The organism is Emergencia sp. JLR.KK010, from assembly GCF_037018265.1.
Classification (GTDB): Bacteria; Bacillota; Clostridia; order Peptostreptococcales; family Anaerovoracaceae; genus Senimuribacter; species Senimuribacter intestinalis.
Genome location: NZ_CP143550.1, coordinates 2,396,951 through 2,421,926, shown reverse-complemented (window position 1 = coordinate 2,421,926; position 24,976 = coordinate 2,396,951). Strand labels below are relative to the sequence as shown.

At 43.5% G+C, this 24,976-nt stretch carries 28 protein-coding genes and 1 tRNA gene; 27 read left to right on the top strand and 2 right to left on the bottom strand.

Annotated elements, in window-relative coordinates:
• Window positions 1-95: 95 nt before the first annotated feature.
• Window positions 96-998 (bottom strand): LysR family transcriptional regulator, encoded by a 903-nt coding sequence (locus tag V1225_RS11660; protein WP_338546524.1) that lies wholly within the window; start codon window positions 996-998, stop codon window positions 96-98.
• Window positions 999-1,147: 149 nt separating this feature from the next.
• On the opposite strand from V1225_RS11660, the gene V1225_RS11655 reads away from it, so the two are divergent.
• The 10 genes from V1225_RS11655 (at window position 1,148) to V1225_RS11610 (ending at window position 8,053) form a co-directional block, all read left to right on the top strand.
• The gene (locus V1225_RS11655) at window positions 1,148-1,399 is read left to right on the top strand and encodes a hypothetical protein (RefSeq protein WP_160202740.1); all 252 of its coding nucleotides are present in this window, start codon (window positions 1,148-1,150) and stop codon (window positions 1,397-1,399) included.
• On the top strand, window positions 1,389-2,534 hold the full coding sequence (locus V1225_RS11650; RefSeq protein WP_338546522.1) for an aldo/keto reductase: 1,146 nt from the start codon (window positions 1,389-1,391) through the stop codon (window positions 2,532-2,534). Before V1225_RS11655 ends, V1225_RS11650 begins: the two co-directional genes overlap by 11 nt.
• Window positions 2,535-2,581: 47 nt before the next feature.
• Window positions 2,582-2,992, top strand: coding sequence for a cupin domain-containing protein (locus V1225_RS11645; protein ID WP_338546520.1), 411 nt, complete (start codon window positions 2,582-2,584; stop codon window positions 2,990-2,992).
• Between the two features lie 10 nt (window positions 2,993-3,002).
• A complete protein-coding gene (locus V1225_RS11640) occupies window positions 3,003-3,689 on the top strand; it encodes a carboxymuconolactone decarboxylase family protein (RefSeq protein ID WP_338546518.1) in 687 nt (228 codons plus the stop codon).
• 25 nt (window positions 3,690-3,714) lie between these two features.
• A complete protein-coding gene (locus tag V1225_RS11635; protein ID WP_160202743.1) occupies window positions 3,715-4,206 on the top strand; it encodes a flavodoxin in 492 nt (163 codons plus the stop codon).
• A 137-nt stretch (window positions 4,207-4,343) separates the two neighbouring features.
• Window positions 4,344-4,838, top strand: coding sequence for a GNAT family N-acetyltransferase (locus V1225_RS11630; protein ID WP_160202744.1), 495 nt, complete (start codon window positions 4,344-4,346; stop codon window positions 4,836-4,838).
• A gap of 39 nt (window positions 4,839-4,877) precedes the next feature.
• Window positions 4,878-5,570, top strand: coding sequence for a GNAT family N-acetyltransferase (locus tag V1225_RS11625; RefSeq protein WP_160202745.1), 693 nt, complete (start codon window positions 4,878-4,880; stop codon window positions 5,568-5,570).
• A gap of 104 nt (window positions 5,571-5,674) precedes the next feature.
• Window positions 5,675-6,115 (top strand): LytTR family DNA-binding domain-containing protein, encoded by a 441-nt coding sequence (locus tag V1225_RS11620; protein ID WP_160202746.1) that lies wholly within the window; start codon window positions 5,675-5,677, stop codon window positions 6,113-6,115.
• Window positions 6,116-6,293: 178 nt separating this feature from the next.
• A tRNA-Pro gene (locus V1225_RS11615) sits at window positions 6,294-6,369 on the top strand.
• 586 nt (window positions 6,370-6,955) lie between these two features.
• Window positions 6,956-8,053, top strand: a complete 1,098-nt coding sequence (locus V1225_RS11610; protein ID WP_160202748.1) for a hypothetical protein — start codon at window positions 6,956-6,958, stop codon at window positions 8,051-8,053.
• Window positions 8,054-8,112: 59 nt separating this feature from the next.
• Here V1225_RS11610 and deoC read toward each other — a convergent pair whose 3' ends face one another.
• Window positions 8,113-8,778, bottom strand: coding sequence for a deoxyribose-phosphate aldolase (gene deoC, locus V1225_RS11605; protein WP_338546514.1), 666 nt, complete (start codon window positions 8,776-8,778; stop codon window positions 8,113-8,115).
• Window positions 8,779-8,949: 171 nt separating this feature from the next.
• Here deoC and V1225_RS11600 point away from each other — a divergent pair, with 171 nt between their 5' ends.
• From V1225_RS11600 to V1225_RS11520, 17 genes are all read left to right on the top strand, one after another.
• Entirely contained in the window at window positions 8,950-9,432 is a 483-nt protein-coding gene (locus V1225_RS11600) for a hypothetical protein (protein ID WP_160202750.1), read from the top strand.
• 1 nt (window position 9,433) lies between these two features.
• A complete protein-coding gene (locus tag V1225_RS11595; RefSeq protein ID WP_251632180.1) occupies window positions 9,434-10,750 on the top strand; it encodes a Na+/H+ antiporter NhaC family protein in 1,317 nt (438 codons plus the stop codon).
• A gap of 32 nt (window positions 10,751-10,782) precedes the next feature.
• Complete coding sequence (gene dapB, locus V1225_RS11590) at window positions 10,783-11,496, top strand: 4-hydroxy-tetrahydrodipicolinate reductase (RefSeq protein WP_251616796.1); 714 nt, start codon at window positions 10,783-10,785, stop codon at window positions 11,494-11,496.
• Window positions 11,497-11,558: 62 nt separating this feature from the next.
• A complete protein-coding gene (locus V1225_RS11585) occupies window positions 11,559-12,176 on the top strand; it encodes a CYTH domain-containing protein (protein ID WP_160202753.1) in 618 nt (205 codons plus the stop codon).
• Between the two features lie 142 nt (window positions 12,177-12,318).
• Window positions 12,319-13,629: a trigger factor gene (gene tig / locus V1225_RS11580; protein ID WP_160202754.1), complete on the top strand. Its 1,311-nt coding sequence runs from the start codon at window positions 12,319-12,321 to the stop codon at window positions 13,627-13,629.
• A gap of 36 nt (window positions 13,630-13,665) precedes the next feature.
• Window positions 13,666-14,247: an ATP-dependent Clp endopeptidase proteolytic subunit ClpP gene (gene clpP / locus V1225_RS11575; RefSeq protein WP_161909311.1), complete on the top strand. Its 582-nt coding sequence runs from the start codon at window positions 13,666-13,668 to the stop codon at window positions 14,245-14,247.
• A 20-nt stretch (window positions 14,248-14,267) separates the two neighbouring features.
• A complete protein-coding gene (gene clpX / locus V1225_RS11570) occupies window positions 14,268-15,548 on the top strand; it encodes an ATP-dependent Clp protease ATP-binding subunit ClpX (RefSeq protein WP_160202756.1) in 1,281 nt (426 codons plus the stop codon).
• Window positions 15,549-15,946: 398 nt separating this feature from the next.
• A complete protein-coding gene (gene lon, locus V1225_RS11565) occupies window positions 15,947-18,271 on the top strand; it encodes an endopeptidase La (RefSeq protein ID WP_251617119.1) in 2,325 nt (774 codons plus the stop codon).
• A gap of 12 nt (window positions 18,272-18,283) precedes the next feature.
• Complete coding sequence (gene yihA, locus V1225_RS11560; protein ID WP_160202758.1) at window positions 18,284-18,892, top strand: ribosome biogenesis GTP-binding protein YihA/YsxC; 609 nt, start codon at window positions 18,284-18,286, stop codon at window positions 18,890-18,892.
• Window positions 18,873-19,196 carry a DUF1232 domain-containing protein gene (locus V1225_RS11555; RefSeq protein WP_160202759.1) on the top strand — a complete coding sequence of 108 codons (324 nt, stop codon included), beginning with the start codon at window positions 18,873-18,875 and terminating at the stop codon, window positions 19,194-19,196. Before yihA ends, V1225_RS11555 begins: the two co-directional genes overlap by 20 nt.
• 3 nt (window positions 19,197-19,199) lie before the next feature.
• Entirely contained in the window at window positions 19,200-19,730 is a 531-nt protein-coding gene (gene hpt, locus V1225_RS11550; RefSeq protein ID WP_160202760.1) for a hypoxanthine phosphoribosyltransferase, read from the top strand.
• 47 nt (window positions 19,731-19,777) lie between these two features.
• Window positions 19,778-20,350: a phosphate propanoyltransferase gene (locus tag V1225_RS11545; RefSeq protein ID WP_251617115.1), complete on the top strand. Its 573-nt coding sequence runs from the start codon at window positions 19,778-19,780 to the stop codon at window positions 20,348-20,350.
• A 72-nt stretch (window positions 20,351-20,422) separates the two neighbouring features.
• Window positions 20,423-21,088, top strand: a complete 666-nt coding sequence (locus V1225_RS11540; protein WP_160202762.1) for a DUF1461 domain-containing protein — start codon at window positions 20,423-20,425, stop codon at window positions 21,086-21,088.
• A gap of 40 nt (window positions 21,089-21,128) precedes the next feature.
• Complete coding sequence (locus V1225_RS11535) at window positions 21,129-21,671, top strand: DJ-1 family glyoxalase III (protein WP_160202763.1); 543 nt, start codon at window positions 21,129-21,131, stop codon at window positions 21,669-21,671.
• Window positions 21,672-21,683: 12 nt separating this feature from the next.
• Window positions 21,684-22,460 carry a PHP domain-containing protein gene (locus V1225_RS11530; RefSeq protein ID WP_160202764.1) on the top strand — a complete coding sequence of 259 codons (777 nt, stop codon included), beginning with the start codon at window positions 21,684-21,686 and terminating at the stop codon, window positions 22,458-22,460.
• Between the two features lie 224 nt (window positions 22,461-22,684).
• Window positions 22,685-23,236: a glycerol-3-phosphate responsive antiterminator gene (locus tag V1225_RS11525; protein WP_161909316.1), complete on the top strand. Its 552-nt coding sequence runs from the start codon at window positions 22,685-22,687 to the stop codon at window positions 23,234-23,236.
• A gap of 18 nt (window positions 23,237-23,254) precedes the next feature.
• Window positions 23,255-24,940, top strand: a complete 1,686-nt coding sequence (locus tag V1225_RS11520; RefSeq protein ID WP_338546506.1) for an MBL fold metallo-hydrolase — start codon at window positions 23,255-23,257, stop codon at window positions 24,938-24,940.
• Window positions 24,941-24,976: the final 36 nt, after the last annotated feature.

Sequence of the window (24,976 nt, the reverse complement as noted above, 5' to 3'; positions counted from 1 at the left end):
AGATAAAAAGCTTGTCACTGCTTTGTCAAATTTATGGTAGTATATTTTGACAAAATGAAGACGAAAGTATAGATTGATAATGCAGTTAGCCTACGCTAATAAAGGGGCGGAGGCATTGCTGTAGAAAGATCGTCTTTCAAATACGCTAAAAATTTTTCCGAGGCTTTAGAAAATACCTGATATTTTTTCCAAATGAGATAAAGGTTTGCAGTCAGTTTTGGTGCAAGTGGTTTGAAACACAATGTGCTGTCGCCTGTGGTATTGATGAGACCATCAAGGGTGATGGCATAGCCGAGACCTTCCTCTACCATCAGAGCTGCGTTGTAGATGAGATTATAGCGAATAATGATGTTTAGTTGTTCAAAGTCTGAACCATACCAGTCGCTCAGATCTGATTTGAGCAGACTCTGTCTGGAACACAGAAGCGGCAAATCTTTTAAATCTGCAGGTTCTATATAATCCTTGTTTGCTAAAGGGGCATCACGCCGCATTAGAACACCCCAGACATCTTGATAAGGTAGCTGCAAACTGTCATATTTGCTGATATCCACAGGCTGAATGACAATACCAAAATCTAAAAGTCCCTTATCCAGTTTTTCCATGACATCATCGGCATTGACGCTGAACAATTGATAATGTATATGCGGCTGCTCATCGCCAAGGCGACAGGCAGCTTTTGCTAAGAGACGAATCGCCTGGGTCTCTCCTGCACCGATATGGACATTACCTGTAATCATATCTTCTACACTGTTAAACTCAGCTTGTGTCTTATCAGTCAAATCGATAATTTCCTGGGCTCGTTTACGCAGAAAACGACCTTCTTCCGTTAAGGTGATTTTTCGATTACCACGAATAAAGAGAGGACTTCCAAGTTCTTCTTCTAAATCCATTAGTTGTCGTGATAAGGTGGGCTGCGTCACATGAAGCTGCTGGGCGGCGGCTGTAATACTTTCTTCTCTGGCAACTGCCAGAAAATACCGTAACACTCTTAATTCCATTGAAGAACCTCCTTTTTCATGTTGAATCTATTATAAGCTGACATTTACTATACTGTCAACCATGCTTTTTGTCTATATGAGAGTATTCTTTATAAGTATTTGTTATTAGAAAGATGCGTAAGTATAATGGAAATGAAGGAGGCGAACAAATGAAAGAGCAGAGGGCATGTGATACAGGGCTGCTTCAAAATCTGGAAGATGCAGGATGTAGCAATGCGACCATCGAACAGGTTTTGGCATGCTGTGGAGAAAGAGAATACGACAGACGGCTGCAGATTTTATGCAGATACAGGTGCCAGCTTTTAGAGCAGGTTCATGAAGAGCAGAAGAAATTGGATTGCCTCGATTATCTCATTTACACCATAAAAAAACAGAAAAAGGAGAAGGAACATGATCTATAAAGATTTTCAGGACTTAAAATTGTCAGCTTTAGGCTTTGGCGCTATGCGGCTTCCGACCGTGGACGGAAAGGATGCTGAAATTGACAAACAGGCAGCATCTGCTATGGTCAGCGAGGCGATGAAAAAAGGAATCAACTATTACGATACAGCATGGGGCTATCACGAGGGAAACTCTGAACTGATTATGGGAGAAATTCTTTCAGAATATCCGAGAGACAGCTTCTACCTTGCGACAAAGTTTCCCGGCTACGACCTTTCTAACATGGATAAAGTCGAAGAGATTTTTGAGAAGCAGCTGGAAAAGTGCAGGGCTGACCATTTCGATTTTTATTTATTCCACAATGTGTGCGAGATGAATATTGACGCATATTTGGACGAAAGTCATGGCATCTTTGCATATTTGATGGAGCAGAAGAAAAATGGAAGAATTAAACATTTAGGATTTTCTGCTCACGGAGAAGCTCCTGTAATGAGACGATTTTTGGAAAAGTACGGCAAAGAGATGGAGTTTTGTCAGATTCAGCTGAACTATCTGGATTTGAAGTTCCAGGATGCGCAGGCAAAGCTGGAACTTTTGAAAGAATATGAAATTCCCGTATGGGTGATGGAACCTCTGCGCGGTGGTAGACTTGCAAACCTCACCGAAGAGGAAACTGCAAAATTAGCTGCACTTCGTCCTGACGAAACTGCGGTATCTTGGGCTTTCAGATTCCTGCAATCCATTCCGGAGGTTACGATGATCCTTTCCGGCATGTCAAACATGGAGCAGCTTCTTGCAAATATCGAAACTTTTGAGACTGAAAAGTCTTTGAATCAGAATGAGCAGAGAGTACTGCAGAAAATTGCAGATGAGATGGCGGCAAAGGTGGCGCTACCTTGCACTGAATGTCGTTACTGTACGACTCACTGTCCGCAGGGTCTTGATATTCCGTATCTGCTTTCTCTGTATAATGAGCATCGTTCAACCACTTTGGCAGGAGGTATGAGTTTCATCGCGCCGATGGCGCTTTCTGCTGTGGAAAAAGAAAAACAGCCGAGTGCATGTATCGGATGCGGAAGCTGCGAGGCTGTATGTCCGCAGCAGATTAAAATTTCCCAGGCAATGAAAGAATTCGTAGGTGCTTTGGGCATGTAAGAGCAGGCAGAAGATTGGGCTGAAAAGAATAGACGGAGGTTAAGAAAGTGGAAAGAAAAGAGTTATCCATATTTCCTATGGGAAATACAAATGATGGTTTTGCACAGTATTTTACGGGACAGAGCTATTTGAATATGCTGTCGTTGAAGCAGGTTGTCATCGGTAACGTGACCTTTGAGCCGGGTTGCCGCAACAACTGGCATATTCACCATGCCGATAAAGGAGGCGGACAGATTTTGCTGGTAACGGCAGGGCGCGGTTATTATCAGGCGTGGGGCGAAGAAGCAAGAGATCTTCATCCCGGCGATGTGGTGAATATTCCAAGGGGTGTAAAACATTGGCACGGTGCGGCAAAGGACAGCTGGTTTGCGCATCTTGCTATCGAGGTGCCTGCTGAAAACGGTAGCAATGAGTGGCTGGAACTGGTTTCCGATGAGGAGTATGGAAAACTGAAATAGGAGACGCATTATGAAGGAGTACGATAGCAGCTTTTATGAAATACAAAAAGCTTTTTTTGAAAATGAAATTGCAGAGTATGGTTTAGCGGATGGCAAACTCCGAGGCATGGTTGGGTTGGTTTGTTTGACAGCAATTCAGACCTTACAGGAGATTCCCGAAAAGGTGCAGGCGTGTATTGCTGCAGGAGTATCTGTGACAGAAATCAAAGAGGCGATGTATCAGGCAGCGCCGTACATCGGATATCCAAGAGTCAGTGCAGCCCTTGCAGTAGTCAATGAGACTCTTTGCGCGCTTGGTATAGAGCCGCAGGGGGAAGATATGTCTGAGACAACGGCAGATACACGATTTGAGAAAGGGCTGGCTGTGCAGATTAGTATTTTCGGCGATCAAATTCGTAGGATGAGAGAAAGTGCTCCTGCAGAAACAAAACATATACAGGACTGCCTGTCTGCTAACTGCTTTGGTGACTATTATACGCGGGGATATTTGGATTTAAAGGTTCGCGAGCTCCTTACTTTTACGGCAATTATTTCTATCGGTGGCTGCGATCCTCAGGCAAAAGCCCATGCCGCAGGAAATTTATCTGTGGGAAATACTAAGAAGCTTTTGATTGAGACGGTAACCACATGTCTGCCGTATATCGGCTATCCGAGAACCCTCAATGCTCTTACATGCATTGAAGAGGTATGTAAATAAAAGAAGATAAAAGGAGTAATTAATAATGAGTAAAACTTTAGTTGCGTATTTTTCTGCCAGTGGAGTGACTGCAGGCGTTGCAAAGAAGACTGCAGAAGCTTGCGGCGGTGATTTATATGAAATTAAGCCGGAAGTGCCGTACACCTCTGCAGATTTAAACTGGATGGATAAAAAATCCCGCAGTACCGTGGAAATGAACGACAAAGCTGCAAGACCTGCCATTGCGGACATGGTCAGCGGCATGGAAGGCTACGATACAGTGCTGATAGGCTTTCCAATTTGGTGGTATACAGCGCCAAGAATTATCGAAACATTTTTGGAAAGTTATGACTTTTCAGGAAAGCAGATTGCTGTATTTGCTACATCCGGCGGCAGTGGTCTGGGCGGAACTGAGGCTGATTTACAAGCTGTTTGCAAAGGCTCTGCAAAATGGCTGCCAGGCAGGCTTTTGCCGGGCAGAGTAAGAGAAGCAGAGGTCGCAGCGTGGCTTTCTGAGATCAATCTCGAAAAAAAGTAATTGAAAAAGAAATCCCTATCGATGCGGAAAGAGTGTGCAGATAGGGATTTTACATTGCTTCGCTGTGAATAGGTACGGTATCCTGCTTGAATCAGGAATCTGTTTATGATAAAATAAAAAAACAGAGGAGGGATTGTATGGAAGTACGCTACATCAAAGCAGACGATGACAGAGTGGCAATCAGTAAAGTATACGAGGAAAGCTGGAAGTATACCTATCGCGGCATAATCCCGCAGGACTATTTGGATTCGATTCCTACAGGAAAGTGGGCGCAAAATCTGGATTGTGAGGGATGGGAGACAATGGTTTTAATAGAATATGGAGAAATTATGGGAACCAGTAGCTTCTGTAAGTCTCGTTTTGAACAGTTTGCAGAGCAGGGAGAGATCATCTCAATCTATCTGTTGCCCGATTATATGGGAAAGGGTTATGGAAAGATTCTTTTAGAATCCGTTGTTATGGAGTTGAAGGCACAGGGATATGAAGAAGCATTTTTGTGGGTTCTTGAGGAAAATGTCAGTGCGAGGCGTTTTTATGAGAAGTTCGGTTTTCAGCAGACGGATGATGTTTTTGAGGATTGTATTGGCGGTAAAAACCTGCGCGAAATTCGATATCGATATAGACTGCAGTAACCTTAGTTTGTGGTAACAATATATAAGAGAGGTAAAACTATGAAGGATAAAGCGATTCAATATTTGGAAAAAAATAGATTGCTGCATATTGCCATGCTAGAATCCATTCGCAGGGGTACAGCTGAGTTTTTAGACGCCTCAGAGGATGGGGTGCTGCTTTTGGATCAAAGTAGTAATGTTCACATGCTGGCAGCCGCAAGTTTAGAAAAGGGGAAAGACCTGATAGACTGCATTACAGACTGCTATCAGCTTGTTTTGTGCCAGGAGGAACTGGTACCTTACGCTTCAGAGAAGTTTGGATTGTACACTTTTTTTCCATGCAAGAAGGTCGCGCGCTTTTCTAAGGAAAAAGTGGAACTTGAGACAGACCTGCGTATTGAGCGCGCAAACGCGGAATATATTGCGAAAATTAAAGAAGTTTATCATACCATTCCACCGGAAGAAGTAGACGAAATCAGCCGCCGCGGCAATTTATTCTGCGCCTTTGCAGGCGAGGACTTTGTAGGATTTTCGGGAAATCACCTGGATGGCAGTCTGGGCCTTTTGGATATTTTTCCGACATATCAGAGACGCGGCTATGGCGAGGCGCTGGAACGGTTTATGATCAACTACATGATTGACAAAGGCGACATCCCTTATGGAGAAATCGTCATCGGCAATGAAGCTTCTGAAGCATTGCAAAGAAAGCTAGGATTTGAAATTTCAAAGGAGACTATCACTTGGCTACTATAAAATGCCAATTGTAGGGGAAAAGCGACCACTTATCAAAAATCGGGAGAGCTTTGATAGAGAAAATGCTAAAATATACCGATTAGCAGAATAAGGAGGTTGCACAGGTGGAGATTAAAATAGAAATAGACGAAGTTTGCACCGAATCAGAAGTCACCATTAGAACCAGCTGTATGACGGAAGAAATTCACGAACTGATTCAAAGGTTGTCCAGTGCAAAGCAGAATCTGCTGGCGGGATTTTTGGACGACATGGTTTATTTGCTTGATCCGAAAGATATCGTTAGATTTTACGCACTGGAACAAAAGGTCTTCGCGCAGACTTTGGAGGGGGAATTTGTAATCAGGCTGAGACTTTATGAACTTGAGGGAAGGCTGGATCAGAAGTTGTTTCTGCGTATTTCCAATTCAGAAATTGTAAACCTAAAGCATATCGCAAAGCTGGATTTAAGCTTTAGCGGCACCATTTGCATGACGCTGACCAATGGAGAAAATGTTTTCGCGTCGAGGCGCAATGTAGCGCATATTAAACGAATTTTGGGTATTTAGATTCATGCCAGAAGATATCGAAAATGCAAAGAGGCTACTGCAAAATGAAATAATAGATTGCACCATTTAGGGCAAAAATGCTGATAATGGTGCAGACGTGAACGGGGAAATTTATGAGAATTATAAATTTCCCTCTTTTCTTTTTGAAAAACTATGTTATAATATTATATGTTGGCGACGGGGTATGGCGCAGTTGGTAGCGCGCTGTGTTCGGGACGCAGAGGCCGTCAGTTCGAGCCTGACTACTCCGACCAATGTAAACTGCCGAAGATATTGAGTAATCAGTATGGTCGGCAGTTTTTTTATGTCGGAAATGCGTTGTGCAAATCTATCATTCGCATATTTTTATCCTTGACTGCGGCATTGCAAACGCATGAAAGATTGCGTTAGCTGTCAAAAATCCACCATCTGAACTCACGCAGCAAGGTCAAAGTGTACCAGCTTTTGTTAGCGAAATCCCTGGCTGACCGGAATGCGGAAGCGTAGCGCCAACATCAAAGTTTTTTTCGAGATTCTTGCGTTTGCACGCAATATTTCGCAAAAATTGAAATACGGTTGGCGTTTTTTCAAAATGAAAAGAAGCAAACCGCCCGATTAACGCAAGAATCAAAAATTTTCTTGGCGGAGTTGGCATTTTCATGAGAGCGAACGCAAGAATTTAGATAAAAAATGTTGAAGTTGGCGCTCAACAGTATGTTGCAATAATAAGGATTTTGTCAATGTTATATTTTTCGTGTGTTTGCCGTGCAATGAACGGTGAAAGCTATTGCAGCGATGAAGAAATTATTATATAATACGACTAAACGAAGCAAGTTTTCCCAGAAGCAAAAGAGGTAAGTGATGGATAGAAATTTTGCATTATTAGGACTGAGAGAGGACGCTACGAAGGAGCAGGTAAAGGCGGCCTACGCGAAGCGGCTGACAAAATATAAAAGCGCTGATTATGAGGACGATCCGGAGTATGTCAGAAGAAAGATTGCGGAACTGAACGAAGCGTATGCCAGAGCATATCAAAGAGCCGGTGGAAGTCCAGGGGGCACTGATCTTTCGGAAAGAACGCTGACCAGAATGCGGGAGGCGGACGAAGATAAAGCGCGAAGAGACCGCAGAAAAGCAAAGGAACAGCAGTATGAGAAAAGACGGCAGGAGATGGAAGGGGAAGAATTTCATCCGCTGCAGAAGCTGAGACTGGAACGGGAAGAGGTAAACTCTAACAGTAGTGAAAAGCGAGAATTTAAGACGCCGGACTTATCTGCTTTCAAGACAAAGGCGGAGGAATTTCGAGATAGTATAAAAGAAAATCTAAAAGAAAACTTCGGAGAAGCAAATGCATCGCAGGAAGATGCGACGCAGCCGCCGTCTCTTGGAGATGCGGCTGCCAGGAGTCAGAATAGCAGCGGGCATGCTGAAGGTAACTTTGACGGCTCCGGACTGAAAGTAATCGCAGGTATCCTTTTAATCATCGCAGTTTCATTATTCAGTATGTGTGATGGAAGCGATACAAACTACTACGATGATAACTGGGATACGGTCTATTCGACATCAGATTACAGTGACGAAGACTGGGAAGTACAGAGTATTGCAGAAAGTGTACGCAGTGTTATCTTTTACGACTTGGAAATTACTGACGACCTCGTAGAGGTTGACGATGATGAGGAGAGACTGCAGAAAGCAGCAGATAAGTTTGCAGAGCGCTACACAGATTACAGTACGATAGCGGATTTGTGCAGGAATTTGTATGGGAGAGTCGACTCATTTTATGTAAGCGACAGCGATGACATATTTTCTCAGGTTGAGGCGGTACTAGAGTATTATCAGTTTCCGTCTGTGAACGAAGTAATCGGATATATCAACCCGTATACGGGAAAAAGTATTAAAAATAGAACCGGATATTTGTTATATTTAAACCGTTATTACAAAGAAGAACAGGAGTCGTAAGGCTCCTGTTTTTGTCTATACGCGGTCAATCCGTACGAAATCGGCGAAATCGTATGGGGTTATTTTGTTTCTAAGGCAGCCTCTTTCATAATAGAAACACTGGCACTTGCGCCGATTCTATCTGCGCCGGCAGCAATCATTTTTTGCACATCAGTATAGGTTCTGATACCGCCAGAGGCTTTGACACCCATGGAACTGCCAACGGTCTGCCGCATCAGACGAATGTGATGTTCGGTGGCACCACCGCTGCTGAAGCCGGTTGAAGTTTTCACAAAGGCTGCACCGGCAGCTTGCGCCAGATGGCAGGCTGTGATGATTTTTTCGTCGGTTAGAAGGCAGGTTTCTAAAATTACTTTTACGGCAGCCTCATATGCGGCAGCGGCAGAAACCACTGCGGCTATATCATCTCTGACGTAATCGTATTTTCCTGATTTTAGCATGCCTACATGGAGAACCATATCAATTTCCTTTGCACCAGCTTTGCAGGCTTCTTCCGTTTCAAAGACCTTAGAAGCAGTGGTGCAGGCGCCGAGCGGAAATCCTACGACAGCTGCGATTTTTACATCGCTGTCAGAAAGCTGGCTGGCAGCAAAGGAAACGTAAGAAGAGTTGACGCAGACGGAATAAAAGCCGTAGTCTTTTGCTTCACGGCAAAGGGTAGCAATCTGATCTTCAGTTGCATCCGGTTTTAGTTGTGTATGGTCAAAATATTGATTAAGTTTCATACAGGGAGCCTCCAAAATTTCGATTTTCTATGTCCTTATTTTACCACATTTTTTCTCTTACATTAAGACAAAAAAACTGGATATGATAACTTTTGTATTTTTCTTTGACATTGATGTCGATAGGGCATATAATAATGAGGAAATTGAAAATGAAAAGACAAGAGGGTTAGTATGGAAAAAGCAGTTAAAATAATTGGAATGATGAAATGGCTTGGCCTTCCGCTCGGATATATTATGCTCTTTGCGACCAGGGAAAGCTTTGGAGACATAGCGGGTATTTGCTTGGGGACCATTGCGGCAGTGTCTTTTTGGATACTCATGCAAAAGGAACAGTCCAGGATTATTGGGCAGACTATTGCGAGAGAAATCAAAGAGGCAATTTCCACAGCGGGAAATGTAGACAGTTTTATTGAGATTAAGAGAATGCGCGGCGGTATTATTGCGCGAGTTTATTTAATCAATGCGAAGGAAAGAGCGATGGCAATTCACAGCGCTATTGCAAGACGTATTGAGCAGTGTGATTTGAAGAAGTACCTATGGGTTATGCAAATGACAGATATGCCGGAGGCTGCTTCTCTTCGCGAAATGCAAAAGAAACTCAACGAACAGCTTATCGATGAACTGCTAAGAAGACGCAAAGGAGATAGAGACTAGGATGGATTTACTGATTGGCTTTATCGTATTTATTGGAGCGATGGTCTGGTGTATCATTATGGGGTACACCATGGTAATTGCTCTTTTTATTGGGCTGATTGCTTTTACGATTGTAGGAAAAAGGAAGGGCTTTGCTTTTAGCGAAATCGCTAAGATGGGAGCGGATGGTTTGAAGGATGCGCTGATAGTTATTGAGATTATGTTTATCATCGGCTTTATTACGGCGGTCTGGCGCTCAGCAGGAACTATTTCCTTTTTTGTTTATTATGGAATTAAGATGATTACGCCGGGGATTTTTTTGATTATCACCTTTGCATTGTGCTGTCTGCTTTCCTATGCTTTGGGCACATCTTTTGGCGTGGCAGGCACGGTTGGCGTCATTTTTATTGCTTTGGCAAGGGCGGGCGGTGTCGACGAGTTTTTGACTGCTGGAGCGGTGATGAGCGGTATTTACTTTGGGGACAGAGGTTCTCCTGTATCGTCCAGTGCAATTCTGGTGGCTACCATCACGGAAACGGAGTTGCTTGCTAATGTAAAGAGGATGGCAAAGACCGCATGGATGCCGCTGGTTCTAACTTTGGGGATTTATAGCGTGCTTTCCTTTACAAATCCGATTCAGACAGTGGATCAAAGCTTTTTACATAATCTGGAAAGTGAATTTAGCCTTTCCATATGGGCTGTAGTGCCGGCGCTTTGTATGTTGGTACTGCCACTTTTGAAGGTTCCAGTCATTTATGCTATGCTTGTCAGTATTGCAAGCGGCAGTGTGGTCAGTCTGTTTTGTGAGGATATGTCTTTGCAGACTCTTCTTCACACGTTGATTTTTGGATATACCGGCGAAGGCGGCCTTGGAAAAATATTAGATGGCGGTGGCATGCTTTCCATGATAGAGATTGTGTGTATCGTGTCGCTTTCCAGTACCTATTCGGGTATCTTTACGGGAACGGACATGCTGGGTGTGCTGCAGGAGAAAATTCTCTTCGTTGCAAAGAAAATTGGAAGATTTCCTACTATGGTGCTGATTTCTTATGGCTTTCTTGGGATTTTCTGCAATCAAACTATCGCATCGATGATGTGCTGCGATTTTTTGAAGAAACCATATGAGGCGCTTTCTGCAACAAAAGAAGAACTTGCCATCGACCTTGAAAATTCGGTGATTTTGCTGGCGGGGACTGTTCCATGGGCGATTGCCTGTACCGTACCTCTTGGATTTATGCAGGTGGGGATTGGAGCAATTACCTTTAGCTTTTATTTGTATCTGGTGCCGATTTGTTATGGAATCCAGAAAAAAGTATCAAATCCTTTCACAAAAGAATAAACTGGATATTATACGTGAAAGGAGATGAACCTATGAATCTTGCAATCGTAGGAACCGGTACTATGGGGCGTATTGTCAGAGATATGGCACTGCAGAATCCTGGTATCGATAAGGTGTATAATATTGAACCTGCATTGGGAGAGAGACTAGAGGATATTAAAGAACCAGATGTTGTCATTGATTTTAGTCACCCTGGTGCCTTAGACGGAATTTGCCGTTATATTGAAGAGCGAAAAGGTCGCGTTGGTGCAGTTTTTGCAACAACAGGCTATACAGAGGAAGAAGAGGAGAAAATTCGGCGTTTGGCAGAATCTGCGCCGATTATTAAAAGTTCCAACTTTTCTTATGGCATCAATTCTTTAAAAAAGATTGTAGGCTATGCGGTGCCGCTTTTGTCGGACTGTTCCGATATGGAGATCATCGAGAAACATCACAATCAGAAAGTGGATTCGCCCAGCGGCACGGCGCTTGCGCTAGCTAAGGTCTGCGATCCCTTGGGAGAACGGGAACGCAAATACGGTCGCTGCGGCGAGGAGAAGAGAAGAAACGAAATAGGTATTCACAGCGTTCGCGGCGGTACAATTTTTGGAGAACATACCGTTATTTTTGCTATGAAAGACGAAGTGATAGAGATTAAACATACTGCTTTTTCAAAAACGATTTTTGCCAAAGGTGCTATTGAAGCGGCACAGTGGCTGACAGGCAGAAAGCCGGGTCTGTATTTTATCGAAGAGGTATTCTATTGACTTTCGATGAGATTTGTGGTAGAACATAGGTTGTGACAAAATCCGTGAGATGAGAGGAAACTATGGAAATTGAACTGAAATATGCGGTAAAAGATGAGGAAGTCATTAAAAAAATTTTGCATGACCCTTATCTGGAAAGCATTAAAGATAAGGATACAGAAGAAGAACTTGAAATGCATGCAGTATATTTCGATACTGAAGATAGAAGGCTTTTCAGGGAAGGAATCGCTTTTCGCGTTAGAAAAGAAGGAAGCAAGCTGATTGCGACATTGAAATGGAACGGTTCCAGTGATGAAGGTATGCACAAGAGAGAAGAAATCAACGTGCCGGTAGATGATGAGTCTAAGCTGACTATACCGGATATTCAGATTTTCGATCAGAGCGAGATGTGTCAGGTGCTGGTAGATTTGGTTGGAAAGAGAACTCTGGTTCCATTGATGGATATATACTTTGTGCGCAGACAGGTGAGAATTGATACTGGAAGATCTATCAGCGAGCTTTCCATCGATGTAGGTAAGATTATTTGTGGAGAAAACACTGCACCGATTTCTGAAATGGAAATTGAGCTTTATTCCGGTGATGAAGAGGATATGATTGCTTTGGGACAAAGAATTTCTGCAAAATATGATCTTTTGGCGGAAGATAGAAGCAAATATAAGAGAGGATTAGACCTCATTTAAAGAAAAATGACTGTTTTTAGCAGTCATTTTTGTTAGAATCCTTTACTTTATGCGCCAAAAAGTGTATAATAATATGCATTCTATGTTCAGAATTGAATGTAGAGCTAATGAACTTGCTATAATTTTAGGAGGATATATATCAATGAAAACAACTTTTATTTCCAAAGAGAATAACCAGGTAAAGTTTACTATGGATTTTACTGCGGAAGAATTTGAGGCTGCAGTCGTTAAGGCTTATCAGGCATCTAAAAATCAGTTTATGATAGATGGTTTCAGAAAGGGCAAAGCGCCTAGAAGTATCATCGAGAAGCACTATGGCGAAGGCGTATTCTTTGAGGATGCAATTAACAACATGTTCCAGGAAAACTATCCAGAAGCGATCCGTGAGCTGCAGCTGGAAGTCATCGACAGTCCTGCTGCTGAATTTTCCGAAATCGGAAAAGGAAAGCCGCTCACTATCACTATTACTGTAGCAGTATATCCAGTAGTAGATGTAAAAGATTATCTGGGTGTAGAGGTAGAAGAAGTCATTCAGACTGTTGCAGCAGAAGATGTGGATAGAGAAATCGAAATGCTGCAGAAGAGAAACGCAAGAATGGTCGTAGCTGAAAGACCCGTTGAAGATGGTGACACTGTAATTTTAGATTACTCTGGCTTTGTAGGCGAAGAACAGTTTGAAGGCGGCACTGCAGAAAGACAGGAACTGAAGATTGGCTCCGGTATGTTTATTCCGGGATTTGAAGAACAGCTGGTTGGCGTTAACGCAGGAGAGGACAAGGATGTAACAGTAACGTTCCCTGAAGAGTATCACGCGCCTGATCTTGCAGGAAAAGAAGCAGTCTTCCACTGCCATATCCACGAAATCAAAGTGGAAGAACTTCCTGAGCTTGATGATGAATTCGCAAAAGATGTCAGTGAATATGACACTTTGGATGAATTAAAGAAAGCAACTGAGGAAAGACTACAGACAAACGCTGATGCAATGGCTCTGAACGCTGCAAAAGACGCTGTCATCGAAAAAGTTTACGAAGCAAACAAACCGGAAGTGCCGGCTGTTATGGTAGAGGACGAAATCGACAGAATGGCGCAGGAACTGGATCACCAGCTGAGATATCAGGGACTTTCTTTAGAACAGTATCTGCAGTTCTTACAGAAAGAGCCTAAGGATTTCAGAGAAGAATTGAGAGAAGACGCAGCTAAGAAGGTTGGAACCAGATTAGTTCTGATGTCTATCGTTGAAGCCGAAAAGGTAGAAGTTTCCGAAGAAGAAATGGAAACTGAACTGAAAGACATGGCTAACGCATACAATGTAGATGTAGCGCAGATCAGAGAGATGATCGGCACTGACAACCTGACCTTCTTCAAAAAGGACATCCAGTTGAAGAAAGTAATCGACATGCTGTATGACAAGGCAAAAGTAAACAAGGTTGAGAAGAAAGCTGAAGAAGCTTAAAATATAAACAAACAGAAATAAGGGGGACACAAAAGAATGGCTTTAGTACCATATGTAATTGAACAGACTGGTAGAGGAGAGCGCTCTTACGACATTTATTCAAGACTGTTAAAGGACAGAATTATTTTTCTGGCAGATGAGATTAACGACCAAATCGCCAGTCTGGTGGTAGCACAGCTGCTGTTCTTAGAAGCAGAGGACCCTGAGAAAGATATTTGTATTTACATTAATAGCCCCGGCGGTTCTGTAACCGCCGGCATGGCTATTTATGACACCATGCAGTATATTAAATGCGATGTTTCCACCATTTGTGTGGGTCTTGCAGCCAGCATGGGTGCATTCCTTCTGTCCTCAGGGAAAAAAGGTAAGAGATTTGCGCTTCCTAATGCGGAGGTGATGATTCATCAGCCGCTGGGCGGAGCAAAAGGGCAGGCTTCTGATATCAAGATTCATGCTGATTGGATTTTGAAGACAAGGGAGAAACTTAACAGAATTCTCAGCGAGAATACAGGTCAGGATTTAGCTATCATTGAAAGAGATACCGACAGAGACAACTTTATGAGTGCAGAGGACGCTGCCTCCTATGGATTGATTGATAAAGTAATTTCATCCAAATAAATAAGTAGAGGGGGATATTTATGTCAGAAATATTTGGCGAAAAAAAAGAAGCGAGATGTTCTTTTTGCGGAAAGCCGCAGAGCCAGGTCAGACGTCTTGTGGCAGGACCGGGTCTTTATATATGTGATGAATGCGTAGATATGTGTCTGGGCATTATAGAACAAGCTGAGCGTGAGGAACAGATGACGACGCCAGTCAAGCACGTGGGATATCAGCTGCCAAAACCAAAAGAAATCTTTGATACCCTGTCTGATTATGTCATTGGACAGGATTCTGCAAAGAAGACTCTGGCCGTAGCAGTATACAATCATTATAAGAGAATTAACAGAACTGACGATACAGATAGGGATGTTGACCTGCAGAAGAGCAATATCGTCATGATAGGACCGACAGGTTCTGGTAAGACACTGCTTGCCCAGACATTGGCAAAGCTACTAAATGTACCTTTTGCCATTGCTGATGCAACAGCATTGACGGAAGCTGGATATGTTGGTGAAGATGTAGAAAACATCCTGCTTCGCCTGTTGCAGGCGGCAGATTTTGATATAGAAAAGGCTCAAAAGGGCATTATTTATGTTGACGAAATTGATAAGATTGCCAGAAAATCAGACAATCCGTCTATTACTAGAGATGTCAGCGGCGAGGGCGTGCAGCAGGCGTTGTTGAAAATTCTGGAAGGTACTGTTGCTAATGTACCGCCTCAGGGTGGACGTAAGCATCCGCATCAGGAGTTTATTCAGTTTGATACCAGTAACGTACTTTTTATCTGTGGCGGCGCTTTTGACGGTCTCAGCAATATTATTCAGCGAAGAATGGGCGAGCGAGTCATTGGGTTTAATCAAACGACGACTTCTGTAAAAAAGGAAGACAGCAAGCTGCTTTCTGAAATTCAGCCAGAGGATCTTTTGAAATTCGGCTTGATTCCGGAGTTTATTGGAAGACTGCCTGTGCTGGTTGCTTTGCAGGAGTTGGACGAGGAAGCTCTCGTACGGATTATGCGTGAACCTAAGAACGCACTGATTAAGCAGTACAAGAAGCTATTTGAAATGGATCAGGTAGAACTGGAAATTGAAGATGCGGCTGTCAGTGCAATTGCCAGGAAAGCAATCGAGAGAAAAACTGGCGCAAGAGGTCTGCGCAGCATTTTTGAGAAAGCGATGAATGATATCATGTTTGAAATTCCTTCAAGAGATGATATCGTAAAGTGTATCATAACCAAGGAGACCATCGAAAACGGTCAGGCACCGACGCTGATTGTTGACGAAAATAAAGATGCGAATAGCGAGGCTGACGCCTCATAAAACAGGCGGCGACGGCCGCCTTTCGTATAGTGATACGACTAGCTCAGCCAATCATATTGACTCTTGGGAACTGGTCGTAGAGTGCCACGTGCTAAAGCACTGCACTCCTGACAGGGGACCTACTACAATTCGCTTCGCTGATTGAGTTAGGTCTCCCAAAGCATAAGGTTCGTTTAACCAATCACTTGCGTTCTAGGAACGAACCATTATACGACTAGCGTCTAGCCAATCGCATTTGCTCTTGGGAACTGGTCGTAGAGTGCCACGTGCTAAAGCACTGCACTCCTGACAGGGGACCTACTACAATTCGCTTCGCTTATTGAGTTAGGTCTCCCAAAGCATAAGGTTCGTTTAACCAATCACTTGCGTTCTAGGAACGAACCATTAGGAGGAAACAGATGATAGAAGAAAACAAAGTGATTTTCCCTTGTATTCCGCTTAGGGGTGTATCTATTTTTCCAAATACTGTAATTCATTTCGATGTGGGAAGGGAAAAGTCCATTCATGCACTAGAAAAGGCAATGGCGGATGATAAACTGCTCTTTGTATCAACACAGAAAGATGATAATGTCTTGATTCCTACATTTGACGATATTTATACCCTCGGTACGATTGTCAGAATCAAACAGATGCTGAAAATTCAGGGTGATGCTGTCAGAGTGCTGGTGGAAGGCGTCTGCAGAGCACAGCTGATACAGCCTCTTGAGGAAGAAGACTTCATGTCCTGTACGGTAAAGCAGATTGCAGAAGAACTTGATCTGCAGCAGATGTCGCCGGAAGATAAAGCGGCAATGAAAATACTGACGGAGGCATTTATTGAGTATGCAGCTTTGACCGGTCAGGTCAGTGATGATCTGGTTGATAAGGCGATTTCCAGTGAGAATCCTATCGTTGTAGCAGATAAAATTGCAAACGAACTTTTGATTCGCACAAGCCGTAAACAGAAAGTACTGGAGACCATGGATTTCTCAGAGAGAATCCGGGTGCTGACTACAATCATTGCTGAGGAAAATGAAATAGCAGTAATTGAAAAAGAACTTTCTAAGAAAGTAAAGGAAAATATCGACCACAATCAGAAAGAGTACTTCCTCAGAGAAAAGATGAAGGCGATTCAAGAAGAACTGGGCGTCAACGAGGACGCAGGTTTGGAAGCCGCAGACTGGCTGAAAGAACTGGAGGAGCTGCATCTGTCTGAAAAGGTTGAAGAAAAAATTAAAAAAGAAATTAACAAGTTTTCCAAGATGATGCCGTCTTCTGCGGAGGCAACGGTAATCAGAAACTATGTGGAGACTATTTTGGCGTTACCTTGGAATAAAGCATCTAAGGTAAATGTAAACTTGAAAAAGGCTGAAAAAATTCTCAATGAAGATCACTATGGGCTGAACAAGGTGAAAGAAAGAGTGCTGGAGTATCTGGCTGTTATTCATTTGTCCAAAGCAATAAAAGGACCGATCCTGTGCCTTGTGGGACCTCCGGGAGTAGGAAAAACTTCTATTGCAAGGTCCATTGCAAAGGCATCCGGCAGAGAATTTGTCAGAATGTCCCTGGGCGGTGTGCGCGATGAAGCTGAGATTAGAGGCCACAGAAGAACCTATATCGGTGCAATTCCGGGCAGAGTGATTTCCTGCCTGAAAGACGCAGGTACTAACAATCCGGTATTCCTTTTCGACGAAGTAGACAAAATCGGTGCTGATTTTAAAGGTGATCCGGCGTCTGCGCTGCTTGAAGTGCTGGATCCGGAACAGAACAACACTTTTACAGATCATTTCCTGGAAGTACCTTTTGATCTTTCTAAGGTTATGTTTATTACGACGGCAAATTCAACCGATACTATTCCAAGACCGCTTCTTGACAGAATGGAAATCGTAGAAGTACCTGGCTACACCGAGGAAGAAAAGGTAAAGATTGCTCAGAGATATCTGATTCCAAAGAAGGTGAAGGAACACGGACTGAAGAAGGATAACTTCAAGATTTCCGAGAAAGCAGTCCACGATTTGATTAATTATTACACCAGAGAGTCCGGTGTCAGAAATCTGGAACGGGAGGTTGCAAACCTCTGTCGAAAGGTTGCCCGTAAGATTGTCTCTGCAAAGGCAAAATCCTACAGCATTACGCCGTCCAATCTGGAAAAGTATCTGGGAAAACACAGATTCCACTTCGATATGGTAGAAGGTGAGAATCAGGTAGGTGTTACCACAGGACTTGCGTGGACTGCAGTAGGAGGCGATACCCTGCAGATTGAAACCACTGCAGTTGCCGGCAGCGGCAAGCTGGTTCTGACCGGTCAGTTGGGCGATGTGATGCAGGAATCCGCAAAGGCAGGTATCAGTTATATTCGCTCTGTTGCAGATGAGCTGGGCATTGAAGAAGATTTTTACAAGAAATACGATTTGCACGTCCATGTGCCGGAAGGAGCAGTGCCGAAGGACGGTCCGTCTGCAGGTGTAACTATGTGCACCGCAGTCATTTCCACTTTGACGGGCATACCAGTGAGAAGAGACGTTGCTATGACCGGTGAGGTGACCCTTCGCGGAAAAGTTCTTCCGGTTGGCGGTATTAGAGAAAAGGTGCTGGCGGCGCATAGAGCAGGCATTAAGAAAGTGCTGCTTCCAAAGGATAATGCACCGGACATTGATGAAATTCCAAATACCGTTCGCAGAAAGATGGAATTTGTACTAATCGATCATGTAAGCAGTGCGCTTTCTGAAGCACTGGTAAAATAAAGCAGGTAAATCATGAGAATTATTAAATCAGACTTGGATACTGTGGCGGTAAAGCCGAGCCAGTATCCGCCGGACAACATGCCGGAGATTGCCTTTGCAGGGCGATCTAACGTGGGAAAGTCTTCTCTTTTGAATCTGCTGACGAACAGGAAGAAGCTGGCGAGAGTCAGCGGGAGCCCGGGTAAAACGAGAACCATCAACTTTTACATTGTCAACGACGCATTCAGAATTGTGGATTTGCCGGGCTACGGCTATGCGAAGGTTTCCAAGAGCACAACCGAAAACTGGGGCGACATGATGGAAACCTATTTCAAAAACAGAGATGGACTGCGGAAGGTGGTGCAGCTTGTCGATATCAGACATAAACCAAGCGCTCAAGATGTGCAGATGTATGAATATTTGCGCCACTATGGGCTTGATGGCATTGTAGTTGCGACCAAGGCAGACAAGGTATCTAGAAACGAAATGCAGAAGAATATTGCTCTAATTCGTAAAACGCTGCAGCTGTCTAAAGAAGATAGGGTTATTGCAGTTTCGGCGCTGAAAAAGACAGGCTATGAAGAACTGCTTTGCGAAATAGAGAAGATTCTGGAGGAAGAAGATGCAGTTTATCACGATTAGAGTTTTGCTGCGAAGAATTGCGGCCATTACAAGCCTTCTGCGAGACAAAACTGTTCCGCTGAGAAAAAAGGCTCTGGTAATTTTCGGTATTGTATATTTGATCACACCGATTGATATTATTCCGGCAGTTCTGTTTCCTTTTGCTCTTTTAGACGATTTGATTCTGTGGATTTATATCCTTTGGACTCTAAAAGATGAACTGGATGCCTACTGGCTGGGAGAAAAAACTGAAGATTTATCTAAAAAATTTCGTGACAAAACAATCGTTGAGGGTGTAGAATTTGATGTAGAAGATAAGGAGTAAAACATGGCAGTAAAGGAAATCAAAGGAAAGATACTTTTTACCCAGGAAGACATTTGGAAAAGAGCAAAAGAATTGGGTGAGCAGATCACCTGTGATTATGCAGGTAAAGAGCTGATTCTGATTGGAACTTTACGCGGTGCAGTTCCGTGGATGGCAGATATTATGAAACATATCGATTTGGATCTTGAAATTGACTTTGTATCGGCATCCAGTTATGGAAGCGGAACCATCAGCAGCGGTGAAGTGAAAATTAAAAAAGATATTGAACTTGAGATTTCCGGAAAAGAAGTACTGATTATTGAAGATATTATCGACACTGGTAATACCCTGAAGGCGCTTAAAGACTATTTCTACATCAAAAAGCCAAACAGTGTAAAAATCTGCACGCTTTTGGACAAACCGTCCAGAAGAACTGCAGATGTTAAAGGGGACTATATTGGGTTTGAGGTGCCTGACCTGTTTATTGTAGGATACGGTCTGGACTTTGATCAAAAGTATCGAAATCTTCCATATATCAGTTATTTGGAAGAGTAACATAAATTGTTTATAATAATTTTTACATAAAAAGGAGATATATAAAAATGGGTTACAAAGTAAATATTGGTTTATCCAACAAACATGTACACTTAAGTCAGAAGGATTTAGACGTTCTCTTTGGAGAAGGACATCAGCTGACTCCTACCAAAGATTTGGTACAGCCGGGTCAGTTCGCTTCTGAAGAGAAGGTTGATATTGTAGGACCTAAGAAGACTTTAACAGGAATTAGAGTGCTGGGACCAGTTCGTCCAGAAACACAGGTCGAACTGGCATTGACTGATGCAAGAACCATCGGTATCAAGGCGCCGGTCAGAGAATCCGGTAAATTGGAAGGAACACCAGGATGTAAGCTGGTTGGACCTTGCGGTGAAGTTGAACTTGATCACGGTGTAATCGCAGCGCTCAGACACGTACACTTAAACGACGCGCAGGCAGAAGAAGCAGGCGTAAAGGACGGCGACTGGGTCAGCATCAAAATCGAAGGCGAAAGAGGTCTAATCTTTGATAACGTACTGGTTAGAGCTGGCGCAAAACACGAGAAAGAAGTTCATCTTGACACAGATGAAGGAAATGCAGCAGGCTGCGGACCTGATGCAGTGTGTGAAATCATTAAATAACACAATAAGAAGCAAAACAGGGATAGGCAAACAGGTGTCTATCCCCGCTTTTCATGTAGGCTAGGAGTCAAAATGCACAAATTTAATTATTTATGTTCCATGATTTTAGCGGTACTGCTACCGCTGATGATTGTGATTTTAACTTCAAATCTGGTACTTCGCGTATCGGAAATTTACGTATTTCATTTCAATGACAGTCAAGTTATTAGAGAAATTCCCTATAATGTGACGGAACGGGATATGGCGGCAGGCATATCTTCCTATTGGTCTTCTTTTAGCGGAGAATCTTTTCAGGTATATGAGGATAACGGCGTCTACCAGGATCCAATCTTTGATAAGACGGAGCAGAGGATTATGGGACGAGTAAAGACGGTTCTCAATATTGAGCTTGCCTTTGGACTGTTTTGTTTTGCGATTGCGTTAGCTGTGTATATCTATTTGTGGAAAAACGACTTTAGGGAGGCACTTAGAAACAGGTATCGAACGGGGGCCGTGCTCAGCGCACTACTGTTAATAGGACAGGGCGTATGCTGGTACAGCAAGGGATTTCGACTGTGGACTTACAATTTTCTGGTTGGAATTGAGCTGCCGAAAGAATCGACAACGCTGGTAACGATTTTGGGAGATCCCTTTTTTAAAACGTATGTAATTTTTGCGTCCATTTTTGGCGCAGCGATTTTGGCCCTTTTGACGTATATCAACTATCATTTGACAAAGCCGGAACGGATATTTTATTGACGGAAGATGGACTTTGAAAGGAAAGGCGGAAGAAAGAATTATGGTTTATGTATTTTTAGCAACCGGCTTTGAAGAAGTGGAAGCTCTGACTGCAGTAGATTTACTGCGTCGTGCGGATATTCAGGTAAAAACGGTTTCTATTATGGAAGATAAATTGGTTTACGGTTCTCATGGAATTGGCGTAGAAGCGGACATCCTTTTTAAGGAAGGACTGTACGACAGATGCGCGATGCTGATTTTGCCGGGCGGTATGCCGGGAACGATAAATCTGTGCAATCACGGGGAACTGAACGAGGAACTAAAGCTTTTTTATGAAGCGGGAAAGCCAATTGCGGCAATCTGTGCGGCGCCGATGGTGCTGGGACGAGCAGGTCTTCTTTCCGGACATGAAGCCACGATTTATGATGGTATGGAGGAAGAACTTGCCGGTGCTGTTGTGCGCAGCGACAGGGTCGTTGTTTCAAAAAATATCATTACCTCCAAGGGGCCCGGCACGGCGATGGATTTTGCTCTTTCGCTGGTTGCTTATCTGAAAGGTGCGGAAGCTGCGAGGGAAACTTCTGCGGAGCTTTTGTACAAGTAATAGAGGTGAGAGATGAACTATAAGGTTGATTATCATATGCATTCCTGGTTTTCGGACGGCACCATGAAGCCGACGGAGCTTGTGAAAATGTACAAGGGAAGAGATTACGATGTGATTGCCCTAACGGACCACGACGGCGTGGACGGCGTATATGAGGCGGTTATCGCAGGAGAAGCGCTGGAACTAAAGGTGATACCGGGCATTGAAATCGGCAGTAGCTATGATTTTGAAGGGCAGGAAATAGAACTGCACATCCTTGGCTATCATATTGATACGGAAAACGCGGCGCTGAAAGCATGTATCGAGAAGTTGAGGATATCCCGCAGGGATCGCAACGAAAGACTGCTTGCACACCTGCAGGGTTTAGGGTATGATCTTGTGTACGAGGATTTAATCGAGCGTCCCGGACAAGACTACATCGGCAAGCCTAATTTTGCCAGAGTCCTGAAACGGAAGGGCTGCGCGCCGGAAAACATGTGGGATTTGTTTGATGAAGTGCCGCGGGAGCGGATTAGCGCCTATGAGGCCATCGATATCATCAAAGAGGCTGGCGGCATGGCGGTTTTGGCGCATCCTCTGAAGACAAAGAAAATCGGCGATTCGAGCAGTGAAGTATTTTGGAAGAATCTGGACCTCATTGTGGCGGATTTGAAAAAGCATGGTTTAAAGGGTATGGAATGCTATCATCCTTCTGCTAGTCATGAGCAGGCGTTGAAGCTGGTAGTCATGGCAGGCCAATATCACCTGCATATTACCGAGGGCTCGGATTTTCATGGAGATGAGGAATAAAATTTATTATAAAGTGAAGACACTTTCGGGTTGAAAGTCCCGAGGTGTCTTTTTGTTTTAAATTCAGCTAAAATCTTATAGCTTTTGTACACAATTTCAAATTCCAAAAAAACTATTCAAAAACCGGGCGGAACGTATTATAATAGTAATAATTGGATATACAAGAATAGGGGGTCTCACCTTTCTTGCGTCTGACCATGAGAGAAGAGGAGAGAAATATGGTTATGGATTTCATGAAAAAGCCCATCGCTGCAGCGATTCGTACAGAGAAAGATTTCAGTAAGGCTCTGCGCTCAGATGTGGATATGGTGTTTTTACTTCATTCCAACATTATGACAGTAAATCAGTGTGTAAAGGAAATACATAGTGCAGGAAAAAAGGCATTTATCCATGTGGATTTTGCAGAAGGAATCGGAAAGGATAGAGCAGGACTTGAGTTTTTGGCAAAACAGGGGGTGGATGGCGTGCTGACCACCAGAACCAACATTGTCAAGTTGGCAAAAGAGTTCGACCTGATTACAGTACAGCGTTTCTTTATGGTAGATTCTCATTCGGTGGGAACATCGGTTGAATCCATCAAGATATCAAAACCTGATATCATAGAAATCATGCCGGGGATTATCACCAAGAAGATCCGGGAATTTTCGGAGAAGGTCGATATGCCCATCATTGCAGGAGGGATCGTTGAAACCATGGAAGAAGTCAGGGCTGCACTTGCGGCAGGCGCCACCGTCGTTTCTACTGGAGAGGCGCAGCTTTGGACTACGAAGGTATAGCTGAAAGCGAGGGAACATATGAAAATTAAATTTTGTGGAGCGTCTTCGGGCGTGACAGGATCTTGCCATTTGTTAACAACAGCAAATCATAAGGTACTGCTTGACTGCGGGCAGTTTCAAGGGGGAAAAGCACAGGAGGCGCTGAACTACGAGCCGTTTCCTTTTGATCCAAAAGAGATAGAGTGTGTCATTTTAAGCCATGCTCATATCGATCACTGCGGCAGGATTCCGCTTCTTGTTAAACGAGGATTTACAGGAAAAATCTACTGCACCGATGCGACAGCAGATCTTCTTGATGTCATGCTTAAGGACAGCGGTTTTATTCATGAAAAGGATGCGGAATGGAAAAGCAAGCGGGCAGCCCGTGCGGGAAAACCGCCGGTAGAGCCGCTTTATACCTATGATGATGCGTTGAAGGCCTTGGAGTATGTGGAGCCAATACTCTATGATCAGCAGATTAAGATTAACGATCATATGAAAATCGTCTTTAATGATGCCGGACATATTTTGGGCTCGGCAATTACAGAAATCTGGGTTTGCGAGGACGGTAAGGAATCTAAAATCGTCTTTTCTGGCGACCTTGGCATGGTGAACCGTCCTATTTTGAAGGATCCGACCATCATTAAAAAAGCGGATTACGTGATTATGGAAACGACCTACGGTAATAGAAATCACCCGGCAAACATCACCAGTATTAAAGAACTTCTCGATATTGTGCTGAAGACAACGAGAAGAGGTGGCACGGTAGTGATTCCATCCTTTGCAGTAGGCAGAACCCAGGAACTAGTTTACGAATTTAACAAGTTTTATGAAGAACATAGCGAATATAAAGATGAACTGGATCAGTTGATGGTCTATGTGGATAGTCCGATGGCGACCACAGCTACAGAGGTTTTCCGAAAGAACGCACAAGTGTTTGATGACGAAACCAGAGACTATATTTTGCGTGGGGATAATCCGCTGGATTTTAAGAACCTGAAATTTACAAGAAGTACGGCAGAGTCTCAGGCGCTGAACTTGGACCGAAATCCTAAAATTATTATTTCTGCCAGCGGCATGTGTGAGGCGGGCAGGATTCGTCATCACCTGAAGCATAATCTATGGGATGCAAGATCCAGCGTAATCTTTGTGGGTTATCAGGCAGAAGGCACGCTGGGAAAACTGCTGGTAGAAGGGGTTAAAGATGTAGTTCTCTTTGGCGAAGAGGTTCACGTTAATGCTGAGATTTATAACCTGGAAGGATTCTCCGGTCATGCCGATCAGAATGGTCTTTTCTCCTGGCTTGCAGGCTTTAGACAGAAGCCGAAACAGATATTTTTGGTACACGGTGAAGAAGATTCCAAGAAAGATTTTGGAAAACTGATTCACGATAAACTGGGTTATGAGCCTGTGGTGGTACTGGGAAATTCAGAATTTGAACTGGACATGAATACTGCACAGATACTCAACTATGAGCAGGCAGAGCAAGAAGCAGTGGAAGATGAGGAAATTCAGGCAGTCAGACGGAAAATTTCAGATATTCATAGTGGAATTGAAAGCATTTTATACAATACAGACCTGGCAATGGGAAGAAATATTTCCCAGGAAAAATTGGTAAAGATTAATAATATTGTCCAGGAACTTGCAAAGGCGACAATGGTGCTGGGTTCTGCTGTGACCGAAGAGGATCGCTCAAGAGAAGAACCTGTTGTAGATCCGAAATAAAGCATAGCAGAGAGCTTAGTTCATAGAAGAAAGGTT

What these genes read in the sequence shown, in the direction of transcription:
- V1225_RS11545 (WP_251617115.1), top strand. Translation starts at nt 19,778, where the DNA reads ATGGGTTACAAAGTAAATATTGGTTTATCCAACAAACATGTACACTTA.
- V1225_RS11520 (WP_338546506.1), top strand. Translation starts at nt 23,255, where the DNA reads ATGAAAATTAAATTTTGTGGAGCGTCTTCGGGCGTGACAGGATCTTGC.
- V1225_RS11530 (WP_160202764.1), top strand. Translation starts at nt 21,684, where the DNA reads ATGAACTATAAGGTTGATTATCATATGCATTCCTGGTTTTCGGACGGC.
- lon (WP_251617119.1), top strand. Translation starts at nt 15,947, where the DNA reads ATGATAGAAGAAAACAAAGTGATTTTCCCTTGTATTCCGCTTAGGGGT.
- V1225_RS11540 (WP_160202762.1), top strand. Translation starts at nt 20,423, where the DNA reads ATGCACAAATTTAATTATTTATGTTCCATGATTTTAGCGGTACTGCTA.
- V1225_RS11600 (WP_160202750.1), top strand. Translation starts at nt 8,950, where the DNA reads ATGGAAAAAGCAGTTAAAATAATTGGAATGATGAAATGGCTTGGCCTT.
- V1225_RS11640 (WP_338546518.1), top strand. Translation starts at nt 3,003, where the DNA reads ATGAAGGAGTACGATAGCAGCTTTTATGAAATACAAAAAGCTTTTTTT.
- V1225_RS11555 (WP_160202759.1), top strand. Translation starts at nt 18,873, where the DNA reads ATGCAGTTTATCACGATTAGAGTTTTGCTGCGAAGAATTGCGGCCATT.
- deoC (WP_338546514.1), bottom strand. Translation starts at nt 8,778, where the DNA reads ATGAAACTTAATCAATATTTTGACCATACACAACTAAAACCGGATGCA.
- V1225_RS11660 (WP_338546524.1), bottom strand. Translation starts at nt 998, where the DNA reads ATGGAATTAAGAGTGTTACGGTATTTTCTGGCAGTTGCCAGAGAAGAA.
- V1225_RS11625 (WP_160202745.1), top strand. Translation starts at nt 4,878, where the DNA reads ATGAAGGATAAAGCGATTCAATATTTGGAAAAAAATAGATTGCTGCAT.
- V1225_RS11655 (WP_160202740.1), top strand. Translation starts at nt 1,148, where the DNA reads ATGAAAGAGCAGAGGGCATGTGATACAGGGCTGCTTCAAAATCTGGAA.
- dapB (WP_251616796.1), top strand. Translation starts at nt 10,783, where the DNA reads ATGAATCTTGCAATCGTAGGAACCGGTACTATGGGGCGTATTGTCAGA.
- clpP (WP_161909311.1), top strand. Translation starts at nt 13,666, where the DNA reads ATGGCTTTAGTACCATATGTAATTGAACAGACTGGTAGAGGAGAGCGC.
- V1225_RS11585 (WP_160202753.1), top strand. Translation starts at nt 11,559, where the DNA reads ATGGAAATTGAACTGAAATATGCGGTAAAAGATGAGGAAGTCATTAAA.
- V1225_RS11630 (WP_160202744.1), top strand. Translation starts at nt 4,344, where the DNA reads ATGGAAGTACGCTACATCAAAGCAGACGATGACAGAGTGGCAATCAGT.
- V1225_RS11650 (WP_338546522.1), top strand. Translation starts at nt 1,389, where the DNA reads ATGATCTATAAAGATTTTCAGGACTTAAAATTGTCAGCTTTAGGCTTT.
- V1225_RS11610 (WP_160202748.1), top strand. Translation starts at nt 6,956, where the DNA reads ATGGATAGAAATTTTGCATTATTAGGACTGAGAGAGGACGCTACGAAG.
- V1225_RS11595 (WP_251632180.1), top strand. Translation starts at nt 9,434, where the DNA reads ATGGATTTACTGATTGGCTTTATCGTATTTATTGGAGCGATGGTCTGG.
- tig (WP_160202754.1), top strand. Translation starts at nt 12,319, where the DNA reads ATGAAAACAACTTTTATTTCCAAAGAGAATAACCAGGTAAAGTTTACT.
- hpt (WP_160202760.1), top strand. Translation starts at nt 19,200, where the DNA reads ATGGCAGTAAAGGAAATCAAAGGAAAGATACTTTTTACCCAGGAAGAC.
- V1225_RS11525 (WP_161909316.1), top strand. Translation starts at nt 22,685, where the DNA reads ATGGATTTCATGAAAAAGCCCATCGCTGCAGCGATTCGTACAGAGAAA.
- clpX (WP_160202756.1), top strand. Translation starts at nt 14,268, where the DNA reads ATGTCAGAAATATTTGGCGAAAAAAAAGAAGCGAGATGTTCTTTTTGC.
- V1225_RS11635 (WP_160202743.1), top strand. Translation starts at nt 3,715, where the DNA reads ATGAGTAAAACTTTAGTTGCGTATTTTTCTGCCAGTGGAGTGACTGCA.
- yihA (WP_160202758.1), top strand. Translation starts at nt 18,284, where the DNA reads ATGAGAATTATTAAATCAGACTTGGATACTGTGGCGGTAAAGCCGAGC.
- V1225_RS11535 (WP_160202763.1), top strand. Translation starts at nt 21,129, where the DNA reads ATGGTTTATGTATTTTTAGCAACCGGCTTTGAAGAAGTGGAAGCTCTG.